Origin of the sequence: Paraburkholderia adhaesiva, assembly GCF_021390575.1 — a bacterium.
In the GTDB taxonomy this organism is placed as follows: domain Bacteria; phylum Pseudomonadota; class Gammaproteobacteria; order Burkholderiales; family Burkholderiaceae; genus Paraburkholderia; species Paraburkholderia adhaesiva.
Genome location: NZ_JAJEJQ010000003.1, coordinates 141,546 through 165,782 on the forward strand (window position 1 = coordinate 141,546; position 24,237 = coordinate 165,782).

Below are 24,237 nucleotides of genomic sequence, written 5' to 3' on the forward strand. Positions count from 1 at the left end.
GGTGCAGATGAATATCTCCCGTCTGTTCATCCTCCGGCCAGTCGCCACGTCGCTCCTGATGATCGCGATGGTGCTGGTCGGCCTCGTCGCGATGAAGTTCCTGCCGGTGTCGTCCCTGCCCTCGGTCGACTATCCGACCATCCAGGTACAGACCTTCTACCCCGGCGCGAGCCCCTCGGTGATGGCCACCACCGTCACTGCGCCGCTGGAAGTGCAGCTCGGCCAGATCCCTGGCCTGCAGCAGATGATCTCGTACAGTTCGCAAGGCGCGTCGGTCATCACGATGCAGTTCGACCTCGCGCTCAATCTCGACGTCGCTGCGCAGAACGTCCAGCAGGCCATCAACGCGGCCAACAGCTTCCTGCCGTCGGGCCTGCCCGCGCCGCCGACCTACGCGAAGGTCAATCCCGCGGACCAGGCGATCCTCACGCTCGCGATCACGTCGAAGTCGATGTCGCTCACGCAGTTGCAGGACGCGGCCAACAACCGCCTCGCGATGAAGATCTCCCAGGTGTCGGGCGTGGGTCTCGTCACGACGGCGGGCGGCAACGTACCCGCCGTGCGCGTGGAAGCCGATCCGCAAAAGCTCGCCGCCTACGGCCTCAATCTCGACGACCTGCGCACGCTGCTCGCCAACGTGAACGTGAGCGCACCGAAGGGCAACTTCGACGGCCCCGAGCTCAACTACACGATCAATTCGAACGATCAGATCTCGGACCCGAGGGACTACGAAAACACGGTCATCGCCTACCAGAACGGCTCGCCCGTGTTCATGCGCGACGTCGCGCGCGTGAGCACGGCGCCGCAGGACGTCGAGCGCGGCGCATGGTACAACCACGCACCCGCGATCGTGCTGAACGTCCAGCGCCAGCCGGGCGCGAACGTCATCGCGACGGTCGACCAGATCACGCGCCAATTGCCGCAGCTCGAAGCGGCGCTGCCCGCGGGCATGCACGTCACGGTGGTGTCGAACAGCGTCGGCGTGATCCGCGCGTCGGTGGCCGATGCCGCGTTCGAACTCGTGCTCGCGGTCATGCTGGTGGTGGCCGTGATTTTCGTGTTCCTGCGCAACGTGCCCGCCACGATCATTCCGAGCATTTCGGTGCCGGTCTCGCTGATCGGCACGCTCGCGCTGATGTACGAGCTGAACTACTCGATCGACAATCTTTCGCTGATGGCGCTCATCATCGCGACGGGCTTCGTCGTAGACGACTCGATCGTGATGATCGAGAACGTCGTGCGTTATCTCGAGGAGGGCAAGAAGCCCCTCGACGCGGCATTGGAAGGCGCCGGACAGATCGGCTTCACCATTCTCTCGCTGACCATTTCGCTGATTGCCGTGCTGATTCCACTGCTTTTCATGGGCGGTGTGATCGGGCGGCTCTTCAGCGAATTCGCGGTGACGCTCGCCGTGACCATCGTGCTCTCGGCGGTCGTCTCGCTCACGGTCGTGCCGATGCTCTGTGCACGCATGTTGCGCGCGCAGGCCGAACGCCACCCGAGCCGTTTCGAACGCATCAGCGAATCGCTCTTCAACAAGCTGCTTGCCGCCTACGAGCGCGGCCTGAAGTGGGTGCTCGACCATCAGACGCTCACGCTGCTCGTGGCCGTGGGCACGGTCGTGCTCACGATGGTCCTGTACATCGTGATCCCGAAAGGTCTGTTCCCGGTGCAGGATGTGGGCGTGATTCAGGGCATCAGCGTGGCTGACAATTCGGTGTCCTACCTCGCGATGGTGCGCCGCCAGTCCGCACTCGCCGACGAGATCCTCAAGGACCCCGACGTGGTCTCGCTCACCTCGTATGTGGGCATCGACGGCATCAACACGACGCTCAACAACGGGCGCTTCCTCATCAATCTGAAGCCGCACGACGACCGCTCCGACACCGCAGCGGAAATCGGGCGGCGCATCCAGCAGCGGGTGGCGAAGGTACCGGGCATCCGGCTCTATCTGCAGCCGGAGCAGGAACTCACGCTCGACACGACGGTCTCGCCCAACCAGTACAACATCGTCCTGCGCGGCCCGAATCAGGAGGCGTTCAATCAGTACGTGCCCGCGCTGATCGCGCGTATGAAGCAGATCCCCGCCATCAGCGACGTCACGAGCGATCTGAACACGGATGGCCTCGCAGTCAATGTCGAAGTGAACCGCCAGCTCGCGGCGCGCTACGGCATCACAGCCGCAACGATCGACAACGCGCTCTACGACGCCCTCGGCCAGCGCATCGTCTCGACGATTTTCCAGCAGTCGGACCAGTATCGCGTGATTCTCGTCGCGAAACCGGAGACGCTGGCCACCGTCGATTCGATCGGCAACATCTATCTGCCCAGCCAGACGAGCGAAACGGGCCAGGTGCCGCTCAAGGGCATTGCGACGATCCAGATCATGCGCTCGCCGCTCGTCATCAGCCACCTCGCGCAGTTTCCTTCCGTGACGATCTCGTTCAACCTCGCGCAGGGCGGATCGCTTTCCGCCGCCGTGCGCGATATCCGCAAGGCCGAAGCGGACGCGCAATTGCCGCCGTCGATCACGTTGTCGTTGCAGGGTGCCGCGCAGGCGTTCGAAGATTCGCTCACGAGCGAAGTGTATTTGCTGATCGCCGCGCTCGTGGCCGTCTATATCGTGCTGGGCGTGCTCTATGAGAGCTATGTGCATCCGGTCACGATTCTCTCGACGCTGCCATCCGCCGGCATCGGCGCGCTGCTCGCGCTGATGATCGCGGGCGACGACCTCGACGTGATCGGCATCATCGGCATCGTGCTTTTGATCGGCATCGTCAAGAAGAACGCCATCATGATGGTGGACTTCGCGCTCGAAGCCGAACGCGTGCACGGCAAGCCGCCTCGCGAAGCGATCTTCGAGGCGTCGATCCTGCGTTTCCGCCCGATCTTGATGACCACGCTCGCGGCCATGCTCGGCGCGTTGCCGATGCTGCTCGGCGCCGGCACCGGGTCGGAACTGCGGCGACCGCTCGGTCTGGCGATCATCGGCGGCCTCACGCTTTCGCAGATGCTCACGCTCTTTACGACGCCCGTGATCTATCTGTTCTTCGACCGTCTTGCCGTGCGTTTCGGTCGCAAGCGTAGCGCCGATGGCGCCGGCGGTGCAGGCAATCAGGACGGCGGCGCGGACGGCGGCACACCGCCCGCTCCCGAGGGCACGCCGTGAACATCTCGGCGCTCTTTATCCGGCGACCGGTCGCGACCTCACTCCTCGCGATCGCGATCCTGATTTCGGGCGCGCTCGCGTTTCTCCGGCTGCCCGTCGCACCGCTGCCGAATATCGCGTATCCCGTGATCGTCGTACAGGCCACGATGGCGGGCGCGAGCCCCGACATCATGGCGGCCACGGTGGCCGAGCCGCTGGAGCGCCGCCTCGGCACCATCGCGGACGTCAGCCAGCTCACGTCGATCAGCTATGTCGGCTCGTCGATGGTCATCATCGTGTTCGGGCTGACGCGCGACATCAACGGCGCGGCACGCGACGTGGAAGCGGCCATCCAGGCCGCCCGCGCCGACCTGCCCACCACGTTGCGCAGCAACCCCACCTATCGCCAGTACAACCCGGCGAGCGCGCCGATCATGGTGCTCGCACTCACCTCGGACACGCTCACGAAGGCGCAACTCTACGACTCCGCCGATTCGGTGATCCAGCAGCAGCTTTCGCAGGTGAACGGCGTGGGCCAGATCACGCTGGGGGGCGGCGCGCTGCCGTCCGTACGCGTGGAACTGGAGCCCGGCAAACTCAACAGCTACGGCATCGGCATGGAGGACGTGCGCGCCGCGATCGGCGCGGCCAACGCGAACAGCGCGAAAGGTCACATCGATCAGGGCGACCAGCGCTACCAGGTCATGTCGAACGACCAGATCAGCAAGGCCGCGCCATTCAAGGACATCGTGATCGCGTATCGCGAAGGCTCGCCGGTGTTGCTCAAAGACGTGGCCGAGGTGCTCGACTCAAACGAAAACATCCGCAATGCGGGCCTTTACAACGGCAAGTCGGCGGTGCTCGTCATCGTCTATCCGATGCCGGGCAGCAACGTCGTCAAAACCGTGCAGCAGATCGGGGCGCGGCTGCCCTCCATCGAAGCGGCGCTGCCCGCGTCTATCAAGGTCCACGTCGCGATCGACCGCTCCGAATCGGTGCGTGCCTCCGTGGCCGATACGGAGCGCACGCTCTTCATCGCGGTCCTGCTCGTGATCGGCGTGGTGTTCGTGTTCCTGCTCTCGCCGCGCGCCACGCTGATCCCCGCCGTCGCGTTGCCGATCTCGATCGTCGGCACCTTCGGGCCGATGTATCTGCTCGGCTACAGCATCGACAATCTCTCGCTGATGGCGCTCACCATCGGCACCGGCTTCGTCGTGGACGATGCTGTGGTCGTGCTGGAGAACATCGTGCGCCACATCGAGGCTGGTATTGAGCCAAAAGAAGCCGCAATACGCGGCGCGGGCGAAGTGGGCTTCACCGTGATATCGATGAGCCTTTCGCTCATCGCTGTGTTTCTGCCGATCCTGCTGATGCCGGGTATCGTCGGCCTGCTCTTCCACGAGTTTGCGATGACGCTCTCCATCGCAATCCTCATCTCGCTCGTCGTCTCGCTCACGGTCACGCCGGCGATGTGCGCGTATTTGCTTCAGCCCCGGCAAAACGCGCGCCCACAGGGACGCGTTTCCGCGTGGATCGAGGCCCAGTTCGGGCGATTCAAAGCGGCCTATTCACGCTCGCTCGAAGCCGCGCTCGACCATGCGGCGCTCGTCATCTTCGTGCTGATCGGGCTGCTAGTCGCCAATGTATTCGTCGCGCGCCTGCTCTCCGCCACGTTCTTCCCCGAGCAGGACACCGGCATCCTGATTGGCCAGATCATCGCGGACCAGAGCATCTCGTTCCAGGCGATGTCGAAAAAGCTCGCGCAGCTGCAGTCGATCGTGCAGAAGGACCCCGCCGTGGCCTCGGTGGCCGGCTTCACGGGCGGGCGCGCGCTCAACTCGGCCAATGTCTTCATCGAACTCAAACCGCTCAACGAACGCCATCTCTCAGCCACCGAAGTCGTCAACCGGCTGCGGCCGAAGCTCAATGCAGTCTCCGGCGCGCGACTCTTCCTCCAGGCGCAACAGGATCTGCAGATCGGCGGGCGGCAGTCAGCGGCGCAATACCAGTACACGCTCACAAGCGAAGACGCCGACGCGCTCTTCACCTGGGTGCCACGGCTCGTCGACGAACTGAACAAACATCGTACCCAGATGCTCGACGTGAACTCCGACCTGCAGCAAAACGGCCTGCAGGCCGACGTGACCTACGATCGCCCCACCGCGAAGCGCTTTACCTTCGATCCGAACCAGATCGACAACACGCTCTACGACGCGTTCGGCCAGCGCACCGTGTCGACCATCTACAACGCGATCAATCAGTATTTCGTCGTGATGGAAGTCGCGCCGAAGTACTGGCAGTTTCCGCAATCATTCGACCAGATCTGGCTTTCCACGGCGGCGGGCAACGCGAGCGGGGCCGCGCAGACGCAGATGCATTCCGGCACCATCTCCGGCGTAACGTCGCACGTGGCCGTGGCCACGACGTCCGGCACAACGTTGAACACGAACGCGCTCAACGCAAACGCCGTAGCGAACCAGCTCAACAATGCGATTGCCAACAGCAAAGGCGGCAGTGCGACCGGCAGCCCGGATAGCACCGCCGCCGAAACCATGGTGCCGTTGAAAGCGCTCATGACGTGGGTGACGAGCCACACCGCGACGCAGGTGAATCACCAGAGCGGCCTGGTCGCGGGCACCATCTCGTTCAATCTGCCCAAGGGCGGCTCGCTGAGCGGAGCGGAGCAGATCATCCAGCAAGCCGAACGCAACATCGGTATGCCCGCTTCAGTGCATGGCTCATTTGCGGGCGCGGCGCAAGCCTATGCGCAGTCGATGGGCACCGTGCCGCTTCTGATCCTCGCCGCGCTCGCCGTCGTGTATATCGTGCTCGGCGTGCTCTACGAGAACACCATCCACCCGCTCACCATTCTCTCGACGCTGCCCTCCGCCGGCATCGGCGCGACGCTCGCCATGCTGATCTTCGGCACGCCGTTTTCGGTCATCGCGATGATCGGCATCATCCTGCTGATCGGCATCGTCAAGAAGAACGGCATCATGATGGTCGACGTCGCGATCCAGCTGCAACGCTACGAGGGCATGGACGCGAGACGCGCGATTCATGAAGCAGCCGTGGTGCGTCTGCGGCCAATCATGATGACGACGTTCGCCGCCGTGCTCGGCGCGGTACCGCTCGCGATCGGCATCGGCCAGGGTGCGTCGCTGCGCCAGCCGCTCGGCGTGACCGTGGTGGGTGGCCTGCTTCTGAGCCAGATCTTCACGCTGTACACCACACCCGTCATTTACCTGTTCCTCGACCGCCTGCGCGCTCGTCTCGCGCGCTGGGCCGAGCGCCTGCCCTGGAACCGCCAGGCCGATGAGAGCGCATCATGATGAAGCCTATCCACATGCCAACGCGCCGCCGCTACTCCCCGGCGCGCACGCGCGCCGCGCTGCGGCTCGCACCGTTCGCCTTTGCGATGCTCGTCGGCGGCTGCATGGTCGGCCCCGATTACCATCGTCCGCAGGTGAACGTGCCCACCACCTGGAAGGAGTTGCCCGGCTGGACCCAGGCCGAGCCCGCCGCCGAAAGCCCGAAAGGCGACTGGTGGACCACGTTCAACGACCCGCTGCTCGACGAACTGGAGCCGCTCGTCGCGGTGTCGAACCAGACCGTGCGGCAGAGCTACGCGAACTATCAGCAGGCGCTCGCCGAAGTGCGCATCGCGCGTGCGGGCCTGTTTCCGACGCTCGGGGTAACCGGCTCGCTCACACGCGAGCGTTCGGCCATCGGCACGCTCAGCAGCGTGAGCGGGGTCAGCTCGCTCAGCAGCAGCGGTGGCTTCGCGCGCATCAATAACGCGGGCTCGCTTGAAGGCACCGCGAGCTGGAACATCGACGTGTGGGGCGAGGTGCGCCGCCAGGTCGAACAGAATTCCGCGACGGCGCAGGCCAGTGAGGCGACGCTCGCCAACGCTACGTTGTCCGAACAGATTCTGCTTGCCAACGCCGTGATAGACCTGCGCGTCGCCGATGCGAATATCGACCTGCTCACGCACACGGTCGCCGCCTATACGGCGTTCCTGCGTGTGGTGGCCGATCAGGATTTCGCGGGCACAATCCCGCCGTCCAGTCTCGTTCTCGCGCGCACGCAACTGGAGACGGCTCAGGCGAACCTGATTGCGCTCGGCGTCGCGCGCGCGCAGAACGAACACGCGATCGCGGTGCTCGTGGGCCGCAATCCCGAAGACCTCACCATTGCGCACAGCGAAAAGCTGCCTACGCTCCCCTCGACCCCCGCTGGCGTACCCTCCACGATCCTGCAGCGCCGCCCGGACATCGCGGCGTCGGAGCGGAACATGGCAGCCGCGAACGCGTCGATCGGCGTAGCGACCGCGGCGTACTACCCGGCGATCTCGCTCTCGGCACTCGCCGGCTTCACGCAATCGCCGCTCTCGGGCTTGCTGCATATGAGCAACTACGTGTGGTCGCTCGGTGCGAACGCATCGCAAACGATCTTCGATGGCGGATTGCGTGGAGGCCAGGTGGCCGCGGCGCACGCAACCTACGACGCGGCGGTGGCGAATTATCGCGCCACGGTACTGAGTGCGTTCGCGAGCGTGGAGAACGATCTGTCGGGGTTGCGTATCCTCGCGCAGCAATCGGACGCGCTCGACGCTGCCGTGCGCGACGCCATCCACGGCACGAAGATCGCCCAGGACGAGTTCGAAGCGGGCACCGTCGATTACACGACTGTCGCGACGGCTCAGACCACGCAGTTGGTCCAGCAGCAGACAGCGCTGGGCGTGCAGCAGCAACGGCTGCTCACGGCGACGTCGCTGATCGGCGACCTGGGGGGAGGATGGTCCGGCGCGCTGCACGATGCAGGGCATCCGGACCGCGAGGACCCGAATGCCAACGCGGCGAATGCGGCCTCCGAGCAGGCGAGCCACATGCCAGCGGCGACACAAAGCCAATGAACGCCAGGCACGTTGCTATAGCGACGTGGGGCGGGCTTTTCCAGCGCGAGTGGGTAAGCGAAGAGAGATGCAGACTGCGCAAGGCAGGCGCGTGACAACACCGCCCGCCTTGCGAGAAAACGTTACGCGAGTTCGGTGAACACGGTTTGCACAGGCAGACGCGACTTCGGCAGCTTCGCGTTGAAATCGCTGTCGCTGCGGTAGCCGAGGCTCACCACGACCACCGACGTCAGGCCCTTTTCGGTCAGGCCGAGTTCGGCGTCGAGCGTCTTCGCGTCGAAACCTTCCATCGGGCACGCGTCGATCTCGAGCGTAGCCGCGCCGATCAACAGCGTGCCGAGCGCCAGATACACCTGCTTTTCCATCCACGTGGACAGGGTGCTGCGCTCCCGATGCAGATCCACGTAGTACGAACGCGTTTTCTGCTGCCCTGCCTTCGCGTCGGCGTTGGCGAAGCGGCCGTCCGCTTCTTCCTGCGCGATCACGGCGGCGAGATGCGCGTCGTCCATATCGGTGCGCGCGCACAGCACGACGACGTGCGAAGCGTTCAGCACCTTCGGCTCGTTATAGGCGTAGCCCGCCTGCATGGCCTTCGCGACACGCGCGCGGCCCGCGTCGCTCGATGCGATCACGAAATGCCACGGCTGCGAGTTCACCGACGACGGGCTGAAACGAACCAGCTCCTTCAGTTCATCGATGACGGATGCGGGAATCTTGCGGGCGGCGTCGAATGCCTTCGTGGCATGGCGGCCCTTCGCGAAGCGGGTAAGGTTCAAATACGTTCTCCTGGGTGTATCCGGTGTTTGCCGCCCGTTGATGGGGCGCTTTCGCGCCGCCGTCGCCGCGGCAAAGGCGACATCCTACCAGCAAGCACTCGCGCGTGCCGGGCGCTCCACGGGGCGCCGCGGCATCCGCTATGCTGAGCCATCACACCCATCAGACGACGACCATGAAGGAGTTACGCCCATGCGCCAGGCGATTCATCATCTGCGCGTGAACGCGCGCACGCGCGGCCTCGTCGACATCAGCGCGGGCGTGCGCGCGTTCGTGCGCGAACAGGGCATCGGCACGGGGCTTTTGACCGTGTTCTGCCGCCATACGTCGGCTTCGCTGCTGATCCAGGAAAATGCGGACCCTTCCGTGCGCCGCGACATCGAGCGTTATTTCGATGAACTCGCCCCCGAAGATCCGCAGCGCTACGAACACGACACGGAAGGCCCCGACGACATGCCCGCGCATCTGCGCACCGTGCTCACGCAGACGCAGCTTTCGATACCGGTCGAACACGGCGAGCCGGTGCTCGGCACGTGGCAGGGGGTTTATCTGTTCGAGCATCGCCGGCAAGCACAGGTACGCGATATCGTGCTGCATCTGATCGGCGAATGACACATACGCGTTGGGCGAAGCGGTCCAGCAAAGCTGCCGCGCAGGCGCTATGCTACGGCTTCCGCCCAATTGAGCTTCCGCACAGAAAGGAATGAACACCATGACACAGCACGCCGGATCCATGATTACCTTTAACCGCCCCGACGGCCAGGCGCTGCAGGGTTATCTCGCGAAGCCGGAGAAGGTCGCCGGCGCGCCCGCCATCGTCGTGATCCAGGAATGGTGGGGATTGAACGACCAGATTCGCGGCGTGGCCGACCGCCTCGCCAAGTCGGGCTATCTGGCGCTCGTGCCCGATCTCTATCGCGGCAAGGCCACAGTCGAGGAAGAAGAAGCGAACCACCTGATGAATGGGCTCGACTTCGCGGACGCCGCTTCGCAGGACGTGCGCGGCGCCGTCGATCACCTGAAGACGCTCACCAACCGCGTCGGCGTGACGGGTTACTGCATGGGCGGCGCGCTGGCGCTGCTCGCCGCGACCCAGATTCCGGGACTCTCCGGCGTGGTGGCGTGGTACGGCCTGCCGCCGCTCGAATACATCGACGCCACGAAGATCACGGCGCCCGTGCTCGGCCACTGGGGCATGCAAGACCAGTTCTTCAAGCCCGAAGCCGTCGACGCGCTTGAAAAGAAACTGCAAGACAACAAGGTGAGCGTCGAATTCCACCGCTATCTCGCGCACCACGCCTTCGCGAATGAAACCGCCGTCGGTCCGGGCCGCATCGCCGCGACGCAGTACGATCCGGTCTGGGCACAACTGGCGTGGGACCGTTCGCTCACGTTCTGGGGCAAGACGCTCTGGGCGTAACGCGGCACGCGCGATATTCACGCAGGAACGCGGGCGGTAAAAACACGCCGCCCGCGGATTCCCCTAAACTGGGCGGCGTTTGCAAACGCATACACGTCGCCCGGCAAAAGGAACCGCCCGCATGAACGATCTCTCCGCTTTTCCCATTACCCGCAAGTGGCCCGCGCAGCATCCCGGGCGCATCCAGCTCTATTCACTGCCTACGCCGAACGGCGTCAAGGTTTCGGTGATGCTCGAAGAATCGGGCCTCGCCTACGAGCCGCATCTCGTTCGCTTCGACGCAAACGACCAGATGTCGCCCGAATTCCTTTCGCTGAATCCCAACAACAAGATTCCCGCGATCCTCGATCCCAATGGCCCGGATGACCAGCCGCTCGCGCTGTTCGAGTCGGGTGCGATCCTGATCTATCTCGCCGACAAGTGCGGCCAGTTCCTCCCGCGCGCCGGCAACGAGCGCTACGAGACGATCCAGTGGCTCATGTTCCAGATGGGCGGCATCGGTCCGATGTTCGGCCAGTTGGGCTTCTTCCACCGTTTCGCAGGTAAGGATTACGAGGACAAGCGTCCGCGCGACCGGTATGTTGCCGAATCGCGCCGTCTGCTGGGCGTGCTGAACGGCCGTCTCGAAGGCCGCGCGTGGCTCATGGGCGAGCACTACACCATCGCCGACATGGCGACGTTCCCGTGGGTGCGCAATCTCGTCGGGTTCTATGAGGCGGGCGATCTGGTCGGCATTGGCGACTTCCCGCACGTCACGCGCGTGCTGGGCGCTTTCCTCGCGCGTCCGGCCGTTGTACGGGCGCTCGATATTCCGCATCGGGGATGAGTGGAAAAGCGAAGCGCGCCTGGTGTCGATCGTCGGCGTGCTTCGCGTTCGCGGTCCGGCAATATCTACAACGTCCCGTTAATCAACCGGGAATCCGGTCCCGGTCGTGGAAGCGTTGCATCCAGTGCGGGAACGGAACTGGCGTCCCGGAAACCGTATCGAGGCGCGCGATCTGTTCCGAGGTCAGCGTGAGATTGTGCGCGTCGAGGTTGGCCGCGAGCTGTCCGGACGAGCGGGCTCCGACGATGACGGAAGTGATCTGCTCGCGCGCGAGTAACCACGCCAGTGCGACTTGAGCCGGCGTGGCCGCCAGTTCGCCAGCAACTTCACGCAAGACGGCGACGATTGGCTCGGCCCTGACGAAGTCGACCGGAGGAAAGTCGAGCTTCGCACGACGCCCGCCAGCTTCGTCATTCTGACCATACTTGCCGCTCAGGTAGCCGCCAGCCAGAGGGCTCCAGACCATAAGGCCAATATGGTTTGTCGCTGCTACAGACATGATTTCGTGCTCCACATCACGGCATGTCAGCGAGTAATGCACCTGATTGCTCGCCACATGCACACGATCGGTGCGCGACGTTATGCCGTGAGCGCGCTCGAGATCGGCTGCGCTGAAATTGCACACGCCGATGTGGCGGACCTTGCCCTGCGTGACGAGGTCGTCCATGACACGAAGTGTCTCGTCGAGCGGAACCAGCGCGTCGCGGTCGTGCAACTGAAGCAGGTCGATGTGATCGCGGCCGATTCGTTTCAGGCTGGTCTCGACCGAGCGCATGATATGCGAGCGGCCCAACCCAACTTCATTCTGGCCGGGGCCGGTGCGCAGGCGCACCTTGGTCGCGACGAGCATTCGAGTTTCGTCCAGCCCCAGCGCACCCAGCACCTGCCCCACGACTTCTTCCGAGTGACCCTGCGAGTAGACGTCCGCCGTGTCGATCAGATTGACACCGCGGTCCACGGCCATCTCGACGAGCCCGGTGGCCTGATCGCTTTCAAGTCCGGCAATGTTGCCCCAAATGCCCGAGCCGGCGCCGAACGTCATTGCACCCAGACTTAGCCGCGAGACGCGCAGGCCGGTTCTGCCAAGCGTGCTGTATTCCATCGTGTACTCCTTTGTGAATCGGTATGTCATGCAAAGGTTGATCGACGCGCAGACGACTGCATCGACCAGCCGGTTCCGGTTAGACCTGCCGCCACGCGCTCAGGCACGCTTCAGGCCGTCGTAAAGCGCGCGCTCGAACTGTCCGTAGAGATCCACGACGCGGGCATCGTAGAACGGCAGCATCTGCGTATAGAGCGATCCGGTGACGTGCTTGACCGGATCGATCCAGTAGTACGTGTTGAGCAGTCCGGCCCAACTCACGCTGCCCGCGCTGCGCCCGTTGGGTCCGGGCTGTGTATTGATGTCGAACGACAGCCCCCACTTGTGCACCGTGCCCGGAAACTGATCGAAGCTGTTCGACCACGACGGCAGCGCCGTCTTCATTTCGGTAACCTGCAGATCGCCGATGTGATTGCGGAACATCGTCGTCACGGTGTCGGCGCGCAGAACACGCTCGCCGCGATACGTGCCGCCGTTCAATAACATCTGCAGGAACGCCATGTAGTCGCGCGGCGTGCTGAACAGTCCACCACCGCCCATGAAGAATTCAGGCCGCTGGTTGATCTCGAACGGCTCGGCCACCAGTGAGCCATCCGCCTGACGTCGGTGCATGGTTGCGACGCGCTCTTTCTGCGCACTGCCGATGAGGAAGCCAGTATTGCGCATGCCTAGCGGCGCAAAGATGTGCTCGCGGAAATAGACCTCCAGCGACTGGTCGGTCACGGCCTCCACGAGCTTGCCGACCCAGTCCATGCTGATGCCGTACTGCCAGCGTTCGCCCGGCTCGAATTCGAGCGGCGCCGCGAATGCGCCCTCCATCGAGTAGCCGATATCGGGCATGCCCGTCGCCTTCTCGTACTGACCGATTTCGCCGCTCCAGATGCTGTATGTGAAGCCCGAGGTGTGCGTGAGCAGATGACGCACCGTGATCGTATTGCGCGCAGGACGCAGCTTCGGTTGCCCCGAAGCGTCGAACCCGTCGAGAATCCGTGGCGACTTCAACTGCGGCAGGATCTCGCCCGCGGGCTGATCGAGGCGCAGCCTGCCCTGTTCGACGAGTTGCATGCACGCGGTTGCAGTGATCGCCTTGGTCATCGACAGAAGCCAGAGGATCGTGTCGGGGCTGATGGCGTCACGATTGTGAACATTCGCCAGCCCGCGCGCGCCCTCGTAGACGAGCCCGCGCGGCGTGGCACCCATGGCCACGACACCGACCACCGTGCCGTCGTCGACCGCCCGTTGCAGGCATTGATCGATCGATGCGTTGGCGGGGTGCCGGGCCCGCACTGCTTCTTCCGGTGCACCTTGCTGCGTTGCTTGCGCGTTCCGGCTTGCGAACGCGCCGAGCGTCGCGACGGCCAGCAGGCTCGGCGCACCTTTCAGAAGCCGACGGCGATTCAGAAATACCGTCATTTTGTGCTCCTCTACGACTGAATAAATCGTGGCGTCACGGTGTCTCAGTGATGCGCGAACAACGCGCTCTGCGAGCCATTCGCGGCGAGGCGACTCCCCGACTCGGACCGGCCATCGGTCGCGCCGCCTACTGCGGTGACGGCATACGAATTGGCACCGCCAGCCGCGCGAATTCGCGTTTCGGCTGCGAGGATGTCATCCGGGTAATTGGCGTTGTCGATACGTGCGGGTTGATATCCGGCACGCTCAAGTTGCACGATTTCCTGGCGAACCTGTGCACGTGTCGTGCCCGGTGCATCACTCTGCGCATGTGCGGTAACGGGAAGAGCAACCGCGGTAGCAATGGCAACGATGAGAATACGGATGTTCATGGCAATCTCCTTTCAATCAGCAAGACGGGATGTCTCGGTGAGGTGAATTCTGGAGAAACGCCAATCGAAATTAAATGACATGGATGGCATCGAATAAGTGACTTCGAATCACCAATGAGGCATGCTGTGCATCGGTGACCCACATGACTGCCCAGTACGGCATCAATGTGTTGGCCCTCATCTGATCGATTGCAATCAGTTGCGCGTATTCACTCCGCGACCATGAGATCGAGTAGCGAGAAACTATCCAGTGGTATTGGCGTGTTCGCCGCCGTGGTTGATGCGGGGACGTTTGCTGCCGCGTCAGAAGCGTTGGAAATGTCGCCACCGGGCGTCAGCCGGGCGATCGCGAGACTGGAAAAGAGGCTCAAGATCCGGCTCTTCAATCGAACGACGCGCTCTGTCTCACTGACCGAAGAGGGTCGCCGCTTTTACGAGCAGGTCATGCCCCACCTCGCAGGGCTCGAGGAAGCAGCTGCTGCGGCTACAAGTGGCGCGTCCGCTGTGCGCGGCAAGCTGAGAATCAATCTGGATCCCGCTTTCTACCGGACCATCATCGGTCAGCAGCTGGATGGATTCATGGATGCCCATCCCGACCTCGAAATCGAGTTCATCGCGCGAGACAATCTGGGCGATCTCGTCATGGATGGCTTCGATCTCGCCGTGCGATTCGGCGAGCCAAAAGCATCCACCCTGATCGCGCGAAAGCTGCTCAATACCGGCATTGTCACGGTCGCGGCGCCCTCGTACATCGCGCGTTGGGGACGCCCGGCAAAACCCGAGGACCTCGAAAGCCGAAGCCACCGATGCCTTGAATTTCGCAACCCGGAGACGGGCAAGCCGTTCCCCTGGGAATTCCATCGCAAGCGAAAGCGCATTGTGGTCGACACGCGGGGCCGTCTCACGGTGAACGACCCCGGTGCGCTTGTCAACGCATGCCTCGACGGTTCCGGGATTGCGCAGATGCTTCTTCTTGTTGCCGAGCCACTGATTGCCGAAGGCCGATTGATCAATCTCTTTCCGGATTGGGCAGACGAGCGATTCCCCTTGTACGCCTACTTCCCATCGCGGCATCACGTGCCGGCAAAGACGAGAGCTTTTATTGATTTCGTTGTCGAGCTGACAAGCAACAACCAGCGCGTTGGCATGAGTTGATGCTTTTGCTGCTAACCGGTGAGGCGAAGTCTAGTGACCGGCTACCTGCCGTTATTGGTCGGCTTTGTCGCGTCGAGGGATTGAGCGGGAGCATGAGTTCGAACGATATAAGACATTGCGTTGGCCAGACATCCATCGTGAGATTCTTTAAACGGTCGACGCCGCGATCGATGCGTTCGGCAAACTGTCGTCAACCGCTCCTGCGGCGCCGCTCGACGGCAGAGCGAAATGACGTCAAGCATTTTTGGCAATGAACAGGAAAAGGAGTCCGACGTGTCCGATATCACTTCACCGAGGCGCAACGAACCTGCAACGCAGCCCGCAGATCCGGGAACATTGGCAGCACACGAAGATCCGTCCATTCTGTTTGCGGGACGTGGCACGCTCGCATCGCGCATCCAGCAGGGCAAAGCGGCGCGCAGAAAGGTGCCGCGTGCGAAGCTGGCCGAATGCAGGACAGACGGCCGGGATCCCCTCGCGTTGCTCGACGCGTCCAACGTGGGGCGGGTGCCCGAGCTGATCCCCATTCGCTATGGACGCATGGTTGCGAGTCCCTTTGCGTTTTATCGCGGCGCCGCGTCGCTAATGGCCTATGACTTGTCGAAACTGCCGCATTCGGGCGTCAACGTGCAACTCGGCGGAGATGCGCACCTCGCGAATTTCGGACTGTTCGCCAGCCCCGAACGACGCATGCTTTTCGGGCCCAACGATTTCGACGAAACGCTGCCTGGTCCGTTTGACTGGGATGTGCGCAGGCTGGCCGCATCGTTCGTGATTGAAGCGCGCGAGCGCGGATTTGCGATGCGTGAGCAGCGCGCCGTCGTACGCCGGCTCTGCGATACGTTTCGGCAAAGCATCGCCGAGTTCAGCCGGATGGATACGCTCGCTGTCTGGTACTACCAGTTCACGGCAGCAAGCATGCTGGCGATTGCAGATTCGCAGCAGGAAAAAAGAAAGGAACAGGCCGTTATTACCAAGGCAAGCCTGCAATCATCGCAATCGGTGATGACCCATGCAACTGAGGTCGTCAACGGTAAGCTGCGCATCAAGGATGTGCCGCCGCTGGTGTATCACGTCCCCCTCGCAAGTCCGCATGATCAAAAGCAGTACCAGGCAATGGTCCGGCGCTTCTTCGCCGACTACCGGTTGACGCTACCCGACGACAGGCGTGCCCTCTTTGACCGCTATGAACTGGTGGATGTCGCCATTCGCGTCGTTGGCGTCGGATCGGTGGGGACGCGCTGCTACCAGGCACTTTTCATGGCCGATGGAGAGTGCCCCTTGTTCCTCCAACTGAAGGAGGCGAGAAGTTCCGTGCTCGAGGGCTACGTGCCGCCGAGCCGCTTTCCCAATCACGGCCAGCGTGTGGTGAACGGGCAGCGTCTGCTGCAATCGGCCAGCGATATTTTTCTCGGGTGGTCGAAGATGCGGCACACGGGCAACGATTTTTACGTGCGCCAACTGCGCGACATGAAGGGTGCATTCGATTTCACCTCGTTCGATGTTGAAGATCTCGGCGAATACGCGGTTTCCTGTGCTCATGCGCTGGCCCACGCGATGGCAAAAGCGGGCGATCCCGGGCTTATCTGTGGGTATATCGGAAAGTCGGGCGCATTCGACGAAGCCATCGAGCGATTCGCACTCGCCTATGCTGAACAGAATGAAGCGGACTGGACTGTTTTAAAGGCAGCGGTCAAGTCGGGAAGTATTCAGGTCATTCGTCAGTGATGCAGTCGCGCAGCAGGATCGGGGCGGTTCGAAGAAGGAGTCAGACATGCTGCACGATGTACTGGTCGCCACCCCGGTCATGCCCCTGTGCCTGCTGCTGCAGCGTGCGGCCGTGACCCTCAGCCTGCGGCGCTACGGGCGCATCCGGCACAACCATGAAGGCGCGTCATGAACTGGCTGGCCAATACCGTCCTGGTGGCGCACGCGCTGGTCGTACTCTTCATCGTCGGTGGATTGCTCGCGATCTGGGCGGGCGCATGGCTGAAACGCGGTTGGGTACGCAACCGCGTATTCCGGCTCTCACATCTCATTGCGATAGGTGTCGTCGCGATTCTCGCTGTCCTTGACATACAGTGTCCGCTGACGGTCCTTGAGGACTGGCTACGTACCGGGCGGGCCGGGCCAGAGGGCTTCATCCAGCGCTGGGTAAGCTACTGGCTGTATTACGAATTGCCCGGCTGGGTGTTCACGACGGCCTACGCAGCGTTCCTGCTGGTCGTGGTCGTCACGTGGTTCCGCGTCCCGCCGCGTTCGTGACCGCCGCAGAATGCGCAACGGCTGATTCAGTTCAAGGTCACGGAGTAGATCAGCCAAAGCATTGAAGCCTGAACTGAATAAATGCCGGCCGATTGAACCCACGACAATCCAGAATCCGGTCTCAAAATGACCCACCTCATGTCAGAAGACGATCCCGCGACGCTGTTCTTGTAGCTTGCCCGGATCCTCCTGGCTCCTGCCGACGAAAGCCAAAAATTGACCCGCATGCCGCGTGCGACAAGGCTGTCGGCCGAACCGCCAGACGCCACACAAACACTGCGACCTCCCCCCACAACCCTGATCTCAACCGTCTTGACTCTTATATAAGACATAAGACATTTGACCTCATAGGTGTTTTCCCATTAAAATCGCGACCGAAGTAGCGCCCGGCACAGCCTCGGAGTGCCTGAAAAGCCTTCCCCCTGAAACGCAAAAAGAGCAGGTTCCCCATGCTTGAAAACTTTCGTGATCACGTGGCCGCCCGCGCCGCGCTCGGTATTCCCCCCCTGCCGTTGACGGCTCAGCAGACCGCCGAACTGGTCGAACTGCTGACGAATCCGCCCGCTGGCGAAGAGCAGACCCTCGTCGATCTGATCACCAACCGCGTGCCGGCTGGCGTCGACGAAGCCGCCCGCGTGAAGGCTGGCTTCCTCGCCGCCGTGGCCAAGGGCCAGACCGCCTGCGCACTGATCTCGCGCGCACGCGCCACCGAACTGCTCGGCACGATGCTGGGCGGCTACAACATCCAGCCGCTGATCGAGCTGCTGTCCGACGCCGAAGTCGGCACCGTTGCCGCTGACGCGCTGAAGAAAACCCTGCTGATGTTCGACCAGTTCCACGACGTCAAGGAACTCGCCGACAAGGGCAACGCCAACGCAAAGGCCGTGCTGCAAAGCTGGGCCGACGCCGAATGGTTCACGAGCCGTCCGGAAGTGCCGCAAAGCCTGACCATCACCGTGTTCAAGGTGACGGGCGAAACCAACACCGACGACCTGTCGCCGGCCCCGGACGCCACGACGCGCCCGGACATCCCGATGCACGCACTGGCGATGCTGAAGAACGCGCGTCCCGGCATCACGCCGGAAGAAGACGGCAAGCGCGGCCCGGTCAAGTTCATCGAATCGCTGAAGGAAAAGGGTCACCTGGTCGCCTACGTCGGCGACGTGGTCGGCACCGGCTCCTCGCGCAAGTCGGCTACCAACTCGGTGCTGTGGTTCACGGGTGAAGACATCCCCTACGTTCCGAACAAGCGCTTCGGTGGCGTGTGCCTCGGCGGCAAGATCGCCCCGATCTTCTACAACACGATGGAAGACGCCGGCGCCCTGCCGATCGAACTCGACGTGTCGAAGATGGAAATGGGCGACGTGGTCGAACTGCGCCCGTACGACGGCAAGGCACTGAAGAACGGCGAAGTGATCGCCGATTTCCAGGTCAAGTCCGACGTGCTGTTCGACGAAGTGCGCGCCGGTGGCCGCATTCCCCTGATCATCGGCCGTGGCCTGACCGCCAAGGCGCGTGAAGCGCTGGGTCTGGCTCCGTCGACGCTGTTCCGCCATCCGCATCAGCCGGTCGACAGCGGCAAGGGCTTCTCGCTGGCCCAGAAGATGGTCGGCCGCGCCTGCGGTCTGCCGGAAGGCCAGGGCGTCCGTCCGGGCACCTACTGCGAACCGAAGATGACCTCGGTCGGCTCGCAGGACACCACGGGCCCGATGACCCGCGACGAACTCAAGGACCTGGCGTGCCTCGGCTTCTCGGCCGACCTCGTCATGCAGTCGTTCTGCCACACGGCCGCTTATCCGAAGCCCGTGGACGTGAAGACGCACCAGACCCTGCCGAACTTCATCAGCACGCGTGGCGGCATCGCGCTGCGCCCGGGCGACGGCGTGATCCACTCGTGGCTGAACCGCATGCTGCTGCCCGACACCGTCGGCACCGGCGGCGACTCGCACACCCGCTTCCCGATCGGCATCAGCTTCCCGGCAGGTTCGGGTCTGGTCGCGTTCGCGGCCGCCACCGGCACGATGCCGCTGGACATGCCGGAATCGGTGCTGGTCCGCTTCAAGGGCAAGATGCAACCGGGCGTGACGCTGCGTGACCTCGTCAACGCGATCCCGCTGTACGCGATCAAGCAAGGCACGCTGACGGTTGCCAAGCAAGGCAAGAAGAACATCTTCTCGGGCCGCATTCTCGAAATCGAAGGCCTGCCCGATCTGAAGGTCGAGCAAGCGTTCGAACTGTCGGATGCATCCGCAGAGCGTTCGGCCGCCGGTTGCACGGTTCACCTGAACAAGGAACCGATCATCGAATACCTCAACAGCAACATCACGCTGCTGAAGTGGATGATCGCCCAGGGCTACCAGGACCCGCGCAGCCTGCAGCGCCGCATCAAGGCGATGGAGCAGTGGCTGGCCGACCCGCAACTGCTGTCGCCGGATGCCGACGCCGATTACGCAGCCGTCATCGAAATCGACCTCGCCGACATTCACGAGCCGATCGTTGCTTGCCCGAACGATCCGGACGACGTGAAGACGCTGTCTGATGTCGCTGGCGCCAAGATCGACGAAGTGTTCATCGGCTCGTGCATGACCAACATCGGTCACTTCCGTGCCGCGTCGAAGCTGCTCGAAGGCAAGCGCGACATCCCGGTCAAGCTGTGGGTCGCCCCGCCGACCAAGATGGACCAGAAGCAGCTGACGGAAGAAGGCCACTACGGCGTCTTCGGCACGGCCGGTGCCCGCACCGAAATGCCGGGCTGCTCGCTGTGCATGGGCAACCAGGCGCAGGTGCGTGAAGGCGCGACGGTCATGTCGACGTCGACTCGCAACTTCCCGAACCGCCTCGGCAAGAACACGAACGTGTATCTCGGGTCGGCGGAACTGGCGGCAATCTGCTCGCGTCTGGGCAAGATCCCGACCAAGGCCGAGTACATGGCCGACATCGGCGTGCTCAACGCCAGCAGCGACAAGATCTACCAGTACATGAACTTCGACCAGATCGAAGACTTCAAGGAAGTGGCGGATACGGTCGCGATGTAAAAGTGCTGTCCGGCTGCGGCGTGTTGTTTGCGTCGTAGCTAGCGAGACGCAATGGCGCCCCAGGCTGAAGGCCTGCGGCGCCATTTTTATTTGGTGCGATGCTGGAGGGAGCCGCGAGCAGCCCTTCGATAAGGATCGTCGCTGAATCGCTTCCTGTGCTTTCCCGTATTAGCCGGCTCGATGACGAACGTCGTGGCGTTGTGTCGATCGCCAGTGACTCGCCGGGATCGGGCTCTGTCGTGGGTAGCCTCGCACAAGGAGTCGGGATTCGCTACAACGCTAGCGCCAGACAACGGAAGCGTGTCGATCTGGCCGGGAAAGAACGCCCGAGCGCCGTTTATCGCAATGCGAAGGCGATACCTGCTTTCTCAAACTCAATAGCGTGAGAAACGAATCGAGCCGGCGCTGCTTGACCGATACGAAAGCGCGCAGAGCAGACGACGCGCTCTGACAGACAAAGGTCAACAAAATTAACGCTAGCAGTCCGAAATCTGTTCTCGCTCACGGTCCTGAAGAATTGAATTCCATCCGTTGCCCGTCAACAACGGCCCGGAGCAGCGGTATGTCTATAGTCGCCCTGCCTCGGCAAAAGAAGTACTTCCCATATTTCAATCGGCGGATAGTTGGCCGATTCAGGCCGGGGAAAGGAATGAAGAACGTGAAGATCATTTTCAAGAAAGCCCTGGCCGCCATTGGCGTACTGGGCGTATTCAGCGCATCCGCGCATGCACAGAGCAGCGTCACCCTCTACGGTTCAATCGACGCCGGTATCCTGTACCTGAATAACGCGGGTGGCCACAGTCTGTGGCAACAGAGCGGCAGTGCACTGTCGAATACCTATTTCGGACTGCGCGGCGCAGAAGATCTGGGTGGCGGCACGAAGGCAATCTTCAGGCTGCAGTCGGCTTTCAACATCAACAATGGCGGATTCGCCAGGAACGAGTCGCTATTCAACCGGCTGGCGTACGTCGGACTTCAGAGCGACACCTACGGCACATTAACCCTTGGCCGTCAGTTCGACTCAGTGGTCGACTACCTCTCTCCGCTTTCCCTCTCTGGAAGCGGAGCGGGAGTCAACGTGGCGGGGCATCCGCTGAACAATGACAATCTGGGCACCCAGCGCTCCATCGCCAACGCTGTCAAGTTTGAGAGCGCGAACTACTCGGGCTTCCATTTTGGTGGTCTCTATGGGTTCAGCAATGACCCCGGCCAGTTCGCCAACGGACGCGCATGGAGTGTTGGCGCAGGATATTCGAATGGTCCGCTCAAGGTTGCCGCAGCCTATGACCAGTTAAACAATGATCCCGGTTCACTGAATTCTGCTGGTGCCGCAGCGGATGACGCGCTGCCCGCAGGTGTGCATCGCGTCTTCGGTGTAGGCGCAAAGTATGCCTTTGGCCCGGCGACGGTCGGCGTGCTCTGGACGCACACGAAGCTCCAGCAAACACATTTCGCAGGCGTGGCGCTTCCACTGGACGCCCGCTTCGACAATGTCGAGCTGAACGGCATCTATAACCTCACGCCTGCACTTGCCATGCTGGGTGCCTATACGTACACCTTCGGCAAGACGTCGGGCTCCGGCACGACGTCGAGCGATCCGAAATGGCATTCGGTCACGCTGGCGCTGGACTACTCGCTCACCAAGCGCACTGATGTGTACCTCGCCGGGGTTTATCAGCACGCATCGGGCGACATGTACAACAACGAGCAGGGCTCCGCGATCAGCAACACAACATCGATCGCGGGTATTCTGTCCCCGTCGACAACAGCAAATCAGGCTGGCGCTGCAGTCGGACTGCGTCACCGCTTCTGAGCATAGCCTTGCGGCCTGGCGCCAGGCTGCAACCTTGAGACACGCGCCGTCCTTCCTCACGGAAAACGGCGTGTTTTTCATGGTCGACGCTACGGGTTCCGAAACGACTGGCACGAACGCGCGTGGTGTTGCCGCGGCAACGACGAGCTTGTGAGAACCTGGAAGATTGACTGCTACGCCGTCAGTCACCGCACCGGAAGGCGGCACTTCGTCACGGCCGTCCTGTGTCGCTGGCGAGATGCATCTCTCGCGCTCCATCGGGTATTTCGTCATCCGCTTGCGAAACAGGTTGGCGTTGACCCCGTGCTCTTGCGCCAGGCGCGTCACCGACACGCCCGGGCGTAATGCAGCCTCGACCAATGCGCGTTTGCCTTTTTCGTTGTAGCGCCGACGGCCGCCCCTGCTTTATCGAACGACTCTCAACTCCGCGTCTTCGTCGGCATAAGTGTCCACCTCAAACTGAACTGAACCCAAGAAGTTGGACTGTGAACGACTATGCCTTCGCAAATTGAGCTCGGTACTCGACCGGGCTGAACCCCTGCAATTTGATCTTGATTCGGTCGTGATTGTAGTACTTGATGTAGCTCTCAATGCCAGTTCGTAACTCCTCGACGTCTCGGAACTCATTGAGATAGTAGAACTCCGACTTTAGCGTACCGAAGAAGCTCTCTATGGCAGCGTTGTCGAGGCAGTTTCCTCTGCGAGACATGCTCTGGGTAATTGCACGCTCTTCGAGGCGACGTCGATATTCTGGCATCCGATACTGCCAGCCTTGGTCGGAATGCAGGACTGGCTTATCACCGGATTGCAGCCGGTTGAACGCCTTCCCTAGCATTGCGCTCACCATATTGAACAAGGGACGTCTGGCAATCTCATACGACACGATTTCGCCGTTGTAGAGATCCATGATTGGCGACAGATACAGCTTCTGACCGCCCACGTTGAACTCCGTGACGTCAGTCACCCACTTTTCGTTCGGACGTCTCGCCTCGAACCTGCGCTCGAGTACATTCGGCGCTACGTGGCCGAGCTGCCCTCTGTAGGCGCGATACTTCTTCGCCCGAACACAGGACTTCAACTGCAGCTGAACCATCAATCGTCGGACGGTCTTATGATTGACCAAGTGCCCGTCTCGCCGGATGACGGCCGTGATCCGCCGATAGCCATACCGTCCCTTGTGTTGATCGAACAACATGCGAATCTTCACTTTTAGATCAGCATACTTGTCGACCATCTGCAATGCCTTCTGCTGGTAGTAGAAAGTGCTGCGCGCAAGTCCCGCTACCTTCAGAAGGCCTGCAAGCGGATATTGTTGCCTTAGCTCAAGCACGATTTTCGTTCGCTCTCTCGCGCTGACCGCTCGCTCGCTTGAACCAAGGCCTTCAGCTTTTTTAGATATGCATTCTCCATACGGAGACGGTGCAGTTCGTCCAGCAATTCCTGGTGGCTTCTCGCATCACCGGCTTGTTGCGCTTTGTTTTGTAACGCAGCGTTCTTCGTCATCTTCCTGCGACGCCCCCTGGAACCCCACGACAGGGCTTCCGGTCCACCTTCGTTATATTGCTGCTCCCAGCGGCCAATGATGTTGAAACGTCGGATATTGAACAATGCGGCGGCCTGTCGATGCGACAGCCCCTCCTCACGCACTCGCTTCAATACCGAAAGCTTCAATTCGACGCCATAGAACTCCCGCTTCTTCTCGACAACACCGGCTTCACCGTGCGTGCGATAACCAGCGATCCATTGGCGTAGCGATGAAACGTCGACGTTGTGCCGCTGAGCGATAGCCTTCAGCCCGCCCTCGCCTGAACGGTAGTCTCTCACCGCAGCCAGCTTGGCTTGCTCCGTATATTTTCCCATAAACCCCTCGGGTTGATGTCCAACCTTCGGGGTTCAGTTCAAAACGTAGGTGGACACTTGTGCTCCTCCCTCAGCGTCGCGTTGGGCAAACGTCGATAAAGGATCGGTTACGTTCAAACAGGCGCGGCATTGCACAC

17 protein-coding genes are annotated in these 24,237 nt (G+C 62.1%); 12 read left to right on the forward strand and 5 right to left on the reverse strand.

Annotated elements, in window-relative coordinates; translation table 11 throughout:
- Positions 1 to 7: 7 nt before the first annotated feature.
- From L0U80_RS24645 to L0U80_RS24655, 3 genes are read left to right on the forward strand one after another with little or no spacing between them, the layout of a single operon-like run.
- Complete coding sequence (locus L0U80_RS24645) at positions 8 to 3,169, forward strand: efflux RND transporter permease subunit (RefSeq protein ID WP_233871961.1); 3,162 nt, start codon at positions 8 to 10, stop codon at positions 3,167 to 3,169.
- Positions 3,166 to 6,480 (forward strand): efflux RND transporter permease subunit, encoded by a 3,315-nt coding sequence (locus L0U80_RS24650; protein WP_233871964.1) that lies wholly within the window; start codon positions 3,166 to 3,168, stop codon positions 6,478 to 6,480. The genes L0U80_RS24645 and L0U80_RS24650 overlap by 4 nt, the downstream gene beginning before the upstream one ends.
- Complete coding sequence (locus L0U80_RS24655; RefSeq protein WP_373322286.1) at positions 6,477 to 8,066, forward strand: efflux transporter outer membrane subunit; 1,590 nt, start codon at positions 6,477 to 6,479, stop codon at positions 8,064 to 8,066. Before L0U80_RS24650 ends, L0U80_RS24655 begins: the two co-directional genes overlap by 4 nt.
- Before the next feature lie 122 nt (positions 8,067 to 8,188).
- Here the strand turns inward: L0U80_RS24655 and nfsB are convergent, their stop codons facing one another.
- Positions 8,189 to 8,842, reverse strand: coding sequence for an oxygen-insensitive NAD(P)H nitroreductase (nfsB, locus tag L0U80_RS24660; protein ID WP_233871967.1), 654 nt, complete (start codon positions 8,840 to 8,842; stop codon positions 8,189 to 8,191).
- A gap of 190 nt (positions 8,843 to 9,032) precedes the next feature.
- Here nfsB and L0U80_RS24665 point away from each other — a divergent pair, with 190 nt between their 5' ends.
- From L0U80_RS24665 to L0U80_RS24675, 3 genes are all read left to right on the forward strand, one after another.
- Entirely contained in the window at positions 9,033 to 9,452 is a 420-nt protein-coding gene (locus L0U80_RS24665) for a secondary thiamine-phosphate synthase enzyme YjbQ (RefSeq protein WP_233871970.1), read from the forward strand.
- Between the two features lie 100 nt (positions 9,453 to 9,552).
- Positions 9,553 to 10,260, forward strand: a complete 708-nt coding sequence (locus L0U80_RS24670) for a dienelactone hydrolase family protein (RefSeq protein ID WP_233871973.1) — start codon at positions 9,553 to 9,555, stop codon at positions 10,258 to 10,260.
- A gap of 121 nt (positions 10,261 to 10,381) precedes the next feature.
- The gene (locus tag L0U80_RS24675; protein WP_233871976.1) at positions 10,382 to 11,086 is read left to right on the forward strand and encodes a glutathione S-transferase N-terminal domain-containing protein; all 705 of its coding nucleotides are present in this window, start codon (positions 10,382 to 10,384) and stop codon (positions 11,084 to 11,086) included.
- A gap of 82 nt (positions 11,087 to 11,168) precedes the next feature.
- On the opposite strand, the gene L0U80_RS24680 is transcribed toward L0U80_RS24675, so the two are convergent.
- From L0U80_RS24680 to L0U80_RS24690, 3 genes are all read right to left on the reverse strand, one after another.
- Positions 11,169 to 12,188 (reverse strand): aldo/keto reductase, encoded by a 1,020-nt coding sequence (locus L0U80_RS24680; protein WP_233871979.1) that lies wholly within the window; start codon positions 12,186 to 12,188, stop codon positions 11,169 to 11,171.
- A gap of 99 nt (positions 12,189 to 12,287) precedes the next feature.
- Positions 12,288 to 13,601, reverse strand: coding sequence for a serine hydrolase domain-containing protein (locus L0U80_RS24685; protein WP_233871982.1), 1,314 nt, complete (start codon positions 13,599 to 13,601; stop codon positions 12,288 to 12,290).
- A gap of 44 nt (positions 13,602 to 13,645) precedes the next feature.
- The gene (locus tag L0U80_RS24690; protein WP_233871985.1) at positions 13,646 to 13,972 is read right to left on the reverse strand and encodes a DUF4148 domain-containing protein; all 327 of its coding nucleotides are present in this window, start codon (positions 13,970 to 13,972) and stop codon (positions 13,646 to 13,648) included.
- A 222-nt stretch (positions 13,973 to 14,194) separates the two neighbouring features.
- On the opposite strand from L0U80_RS24690, the gene L0U80_RS24695 reads away from it, so the two are divergent.
- The 6 genes from L0U80_RS24695 (at position 14,195) to L0U80_RS24715 (ending at position 22,240) form a co-directional block, all read left to right on the forward strand.
- The gene (locus tag L0U80_RS24695) at positions 14,195 to 15,127 is read left to right on the forward strand and encodes a LysR family transcriptional regulator (RefSeq protein ID WP_233871988.1); all 933 of its coding nucleotides are present in this window, start codon (positions 14,195 to 14,197) and stop codon (positions 15,125 to 15,127) included.
- Between the two features lie 228 nt (positions 15,128 to 15,355).
- Positions 15,356 to 16,855 (forward strand): DUF2252 domain-containing protein, encoded by a 1,500-nt coding sequence (locus L0U80_RS24700; protein WP_233871991.1) that lies wholly within the window; start codon positions 15,356 to 15,358, stop codon positions 16,853 to 16,855.
- 46 nt (positions 16,856 to 16,901) lie between these two features.
- The gene (locus tag L0U80_RS31565; protein ID WP_267954951.1) at positions 16,902 to 17,027 is read left to right on the forward strand and encodes a hypothetical protein; all 126 of its coding nucleotides are present in this window, start codon (positions 16,902 to 16,904) and stop codon (positions 17,025 to 17,027) included.
- The gene (locus tag L0U80_RS24705) at positions 17,024 to 17,392 is read left to right on the forward strand and encodes a DUF2784 domain-containing protein (protein ID WP_233871994.1); all 369 of its coding nucleotides are present in this window, start codon (positions 17,024 to 17,026) and stop codon (positions 17,390 to 17,392) included. Before L0U80_RS31565 ends, L0U80_RS24705 begins: the two co-directional genes overlap by 4 nt.
- Positions 17,393 to 17,841: 449 nt before the next feature.
- On the forward strand, positions 17,842 to 20,427 hold the full coding sequence (acnB, locus tag L0U80_RS24710) for a bifunctional aconitate hydratase 2/2-methylisocitrate dehydratase (RefSeq protein WP_233871997.1): 2,586 nt from the start codon (positions 17,842 to 17,844) through the stop codon (positions 20,425 to 20,427).
- Positions 20,428 to 21,085: 658 nt separating this feature from the next.
- Positions 21,086 to 22,240: a porin gene (locus L0U80_RS24715; protein WP_444544285.1), complete on the forward strand. Its 1,155-nt coding sequence runs from the start codon at positions 21,086 to 21,088 to the stop codon at positions 22,238 to 22,240.
- Between the two features lie 493 nt (positions 22,241 to 22,733).
- Here L0U80_RS24715 and L0U80_RS24725 read toward each other — a convergent pair.
- Positions 22,734 to 24,100 (reverse strand): IS3 family transposase gene (locus L0U80_RS24725; RefSeq protein WP_373322155.1). Its coding sequence is split into 2 segments (ribosomal slippage): positions 22,734 to 23,612 and positions 23,615 to 24,100, totalling 1,365 coding nucleotides; the frame shifts between segments, so codons are not numbered across the junction.
- Between the last annotated feature and the right edge of the window lie 137 nt (positions 24,101 to 24,237).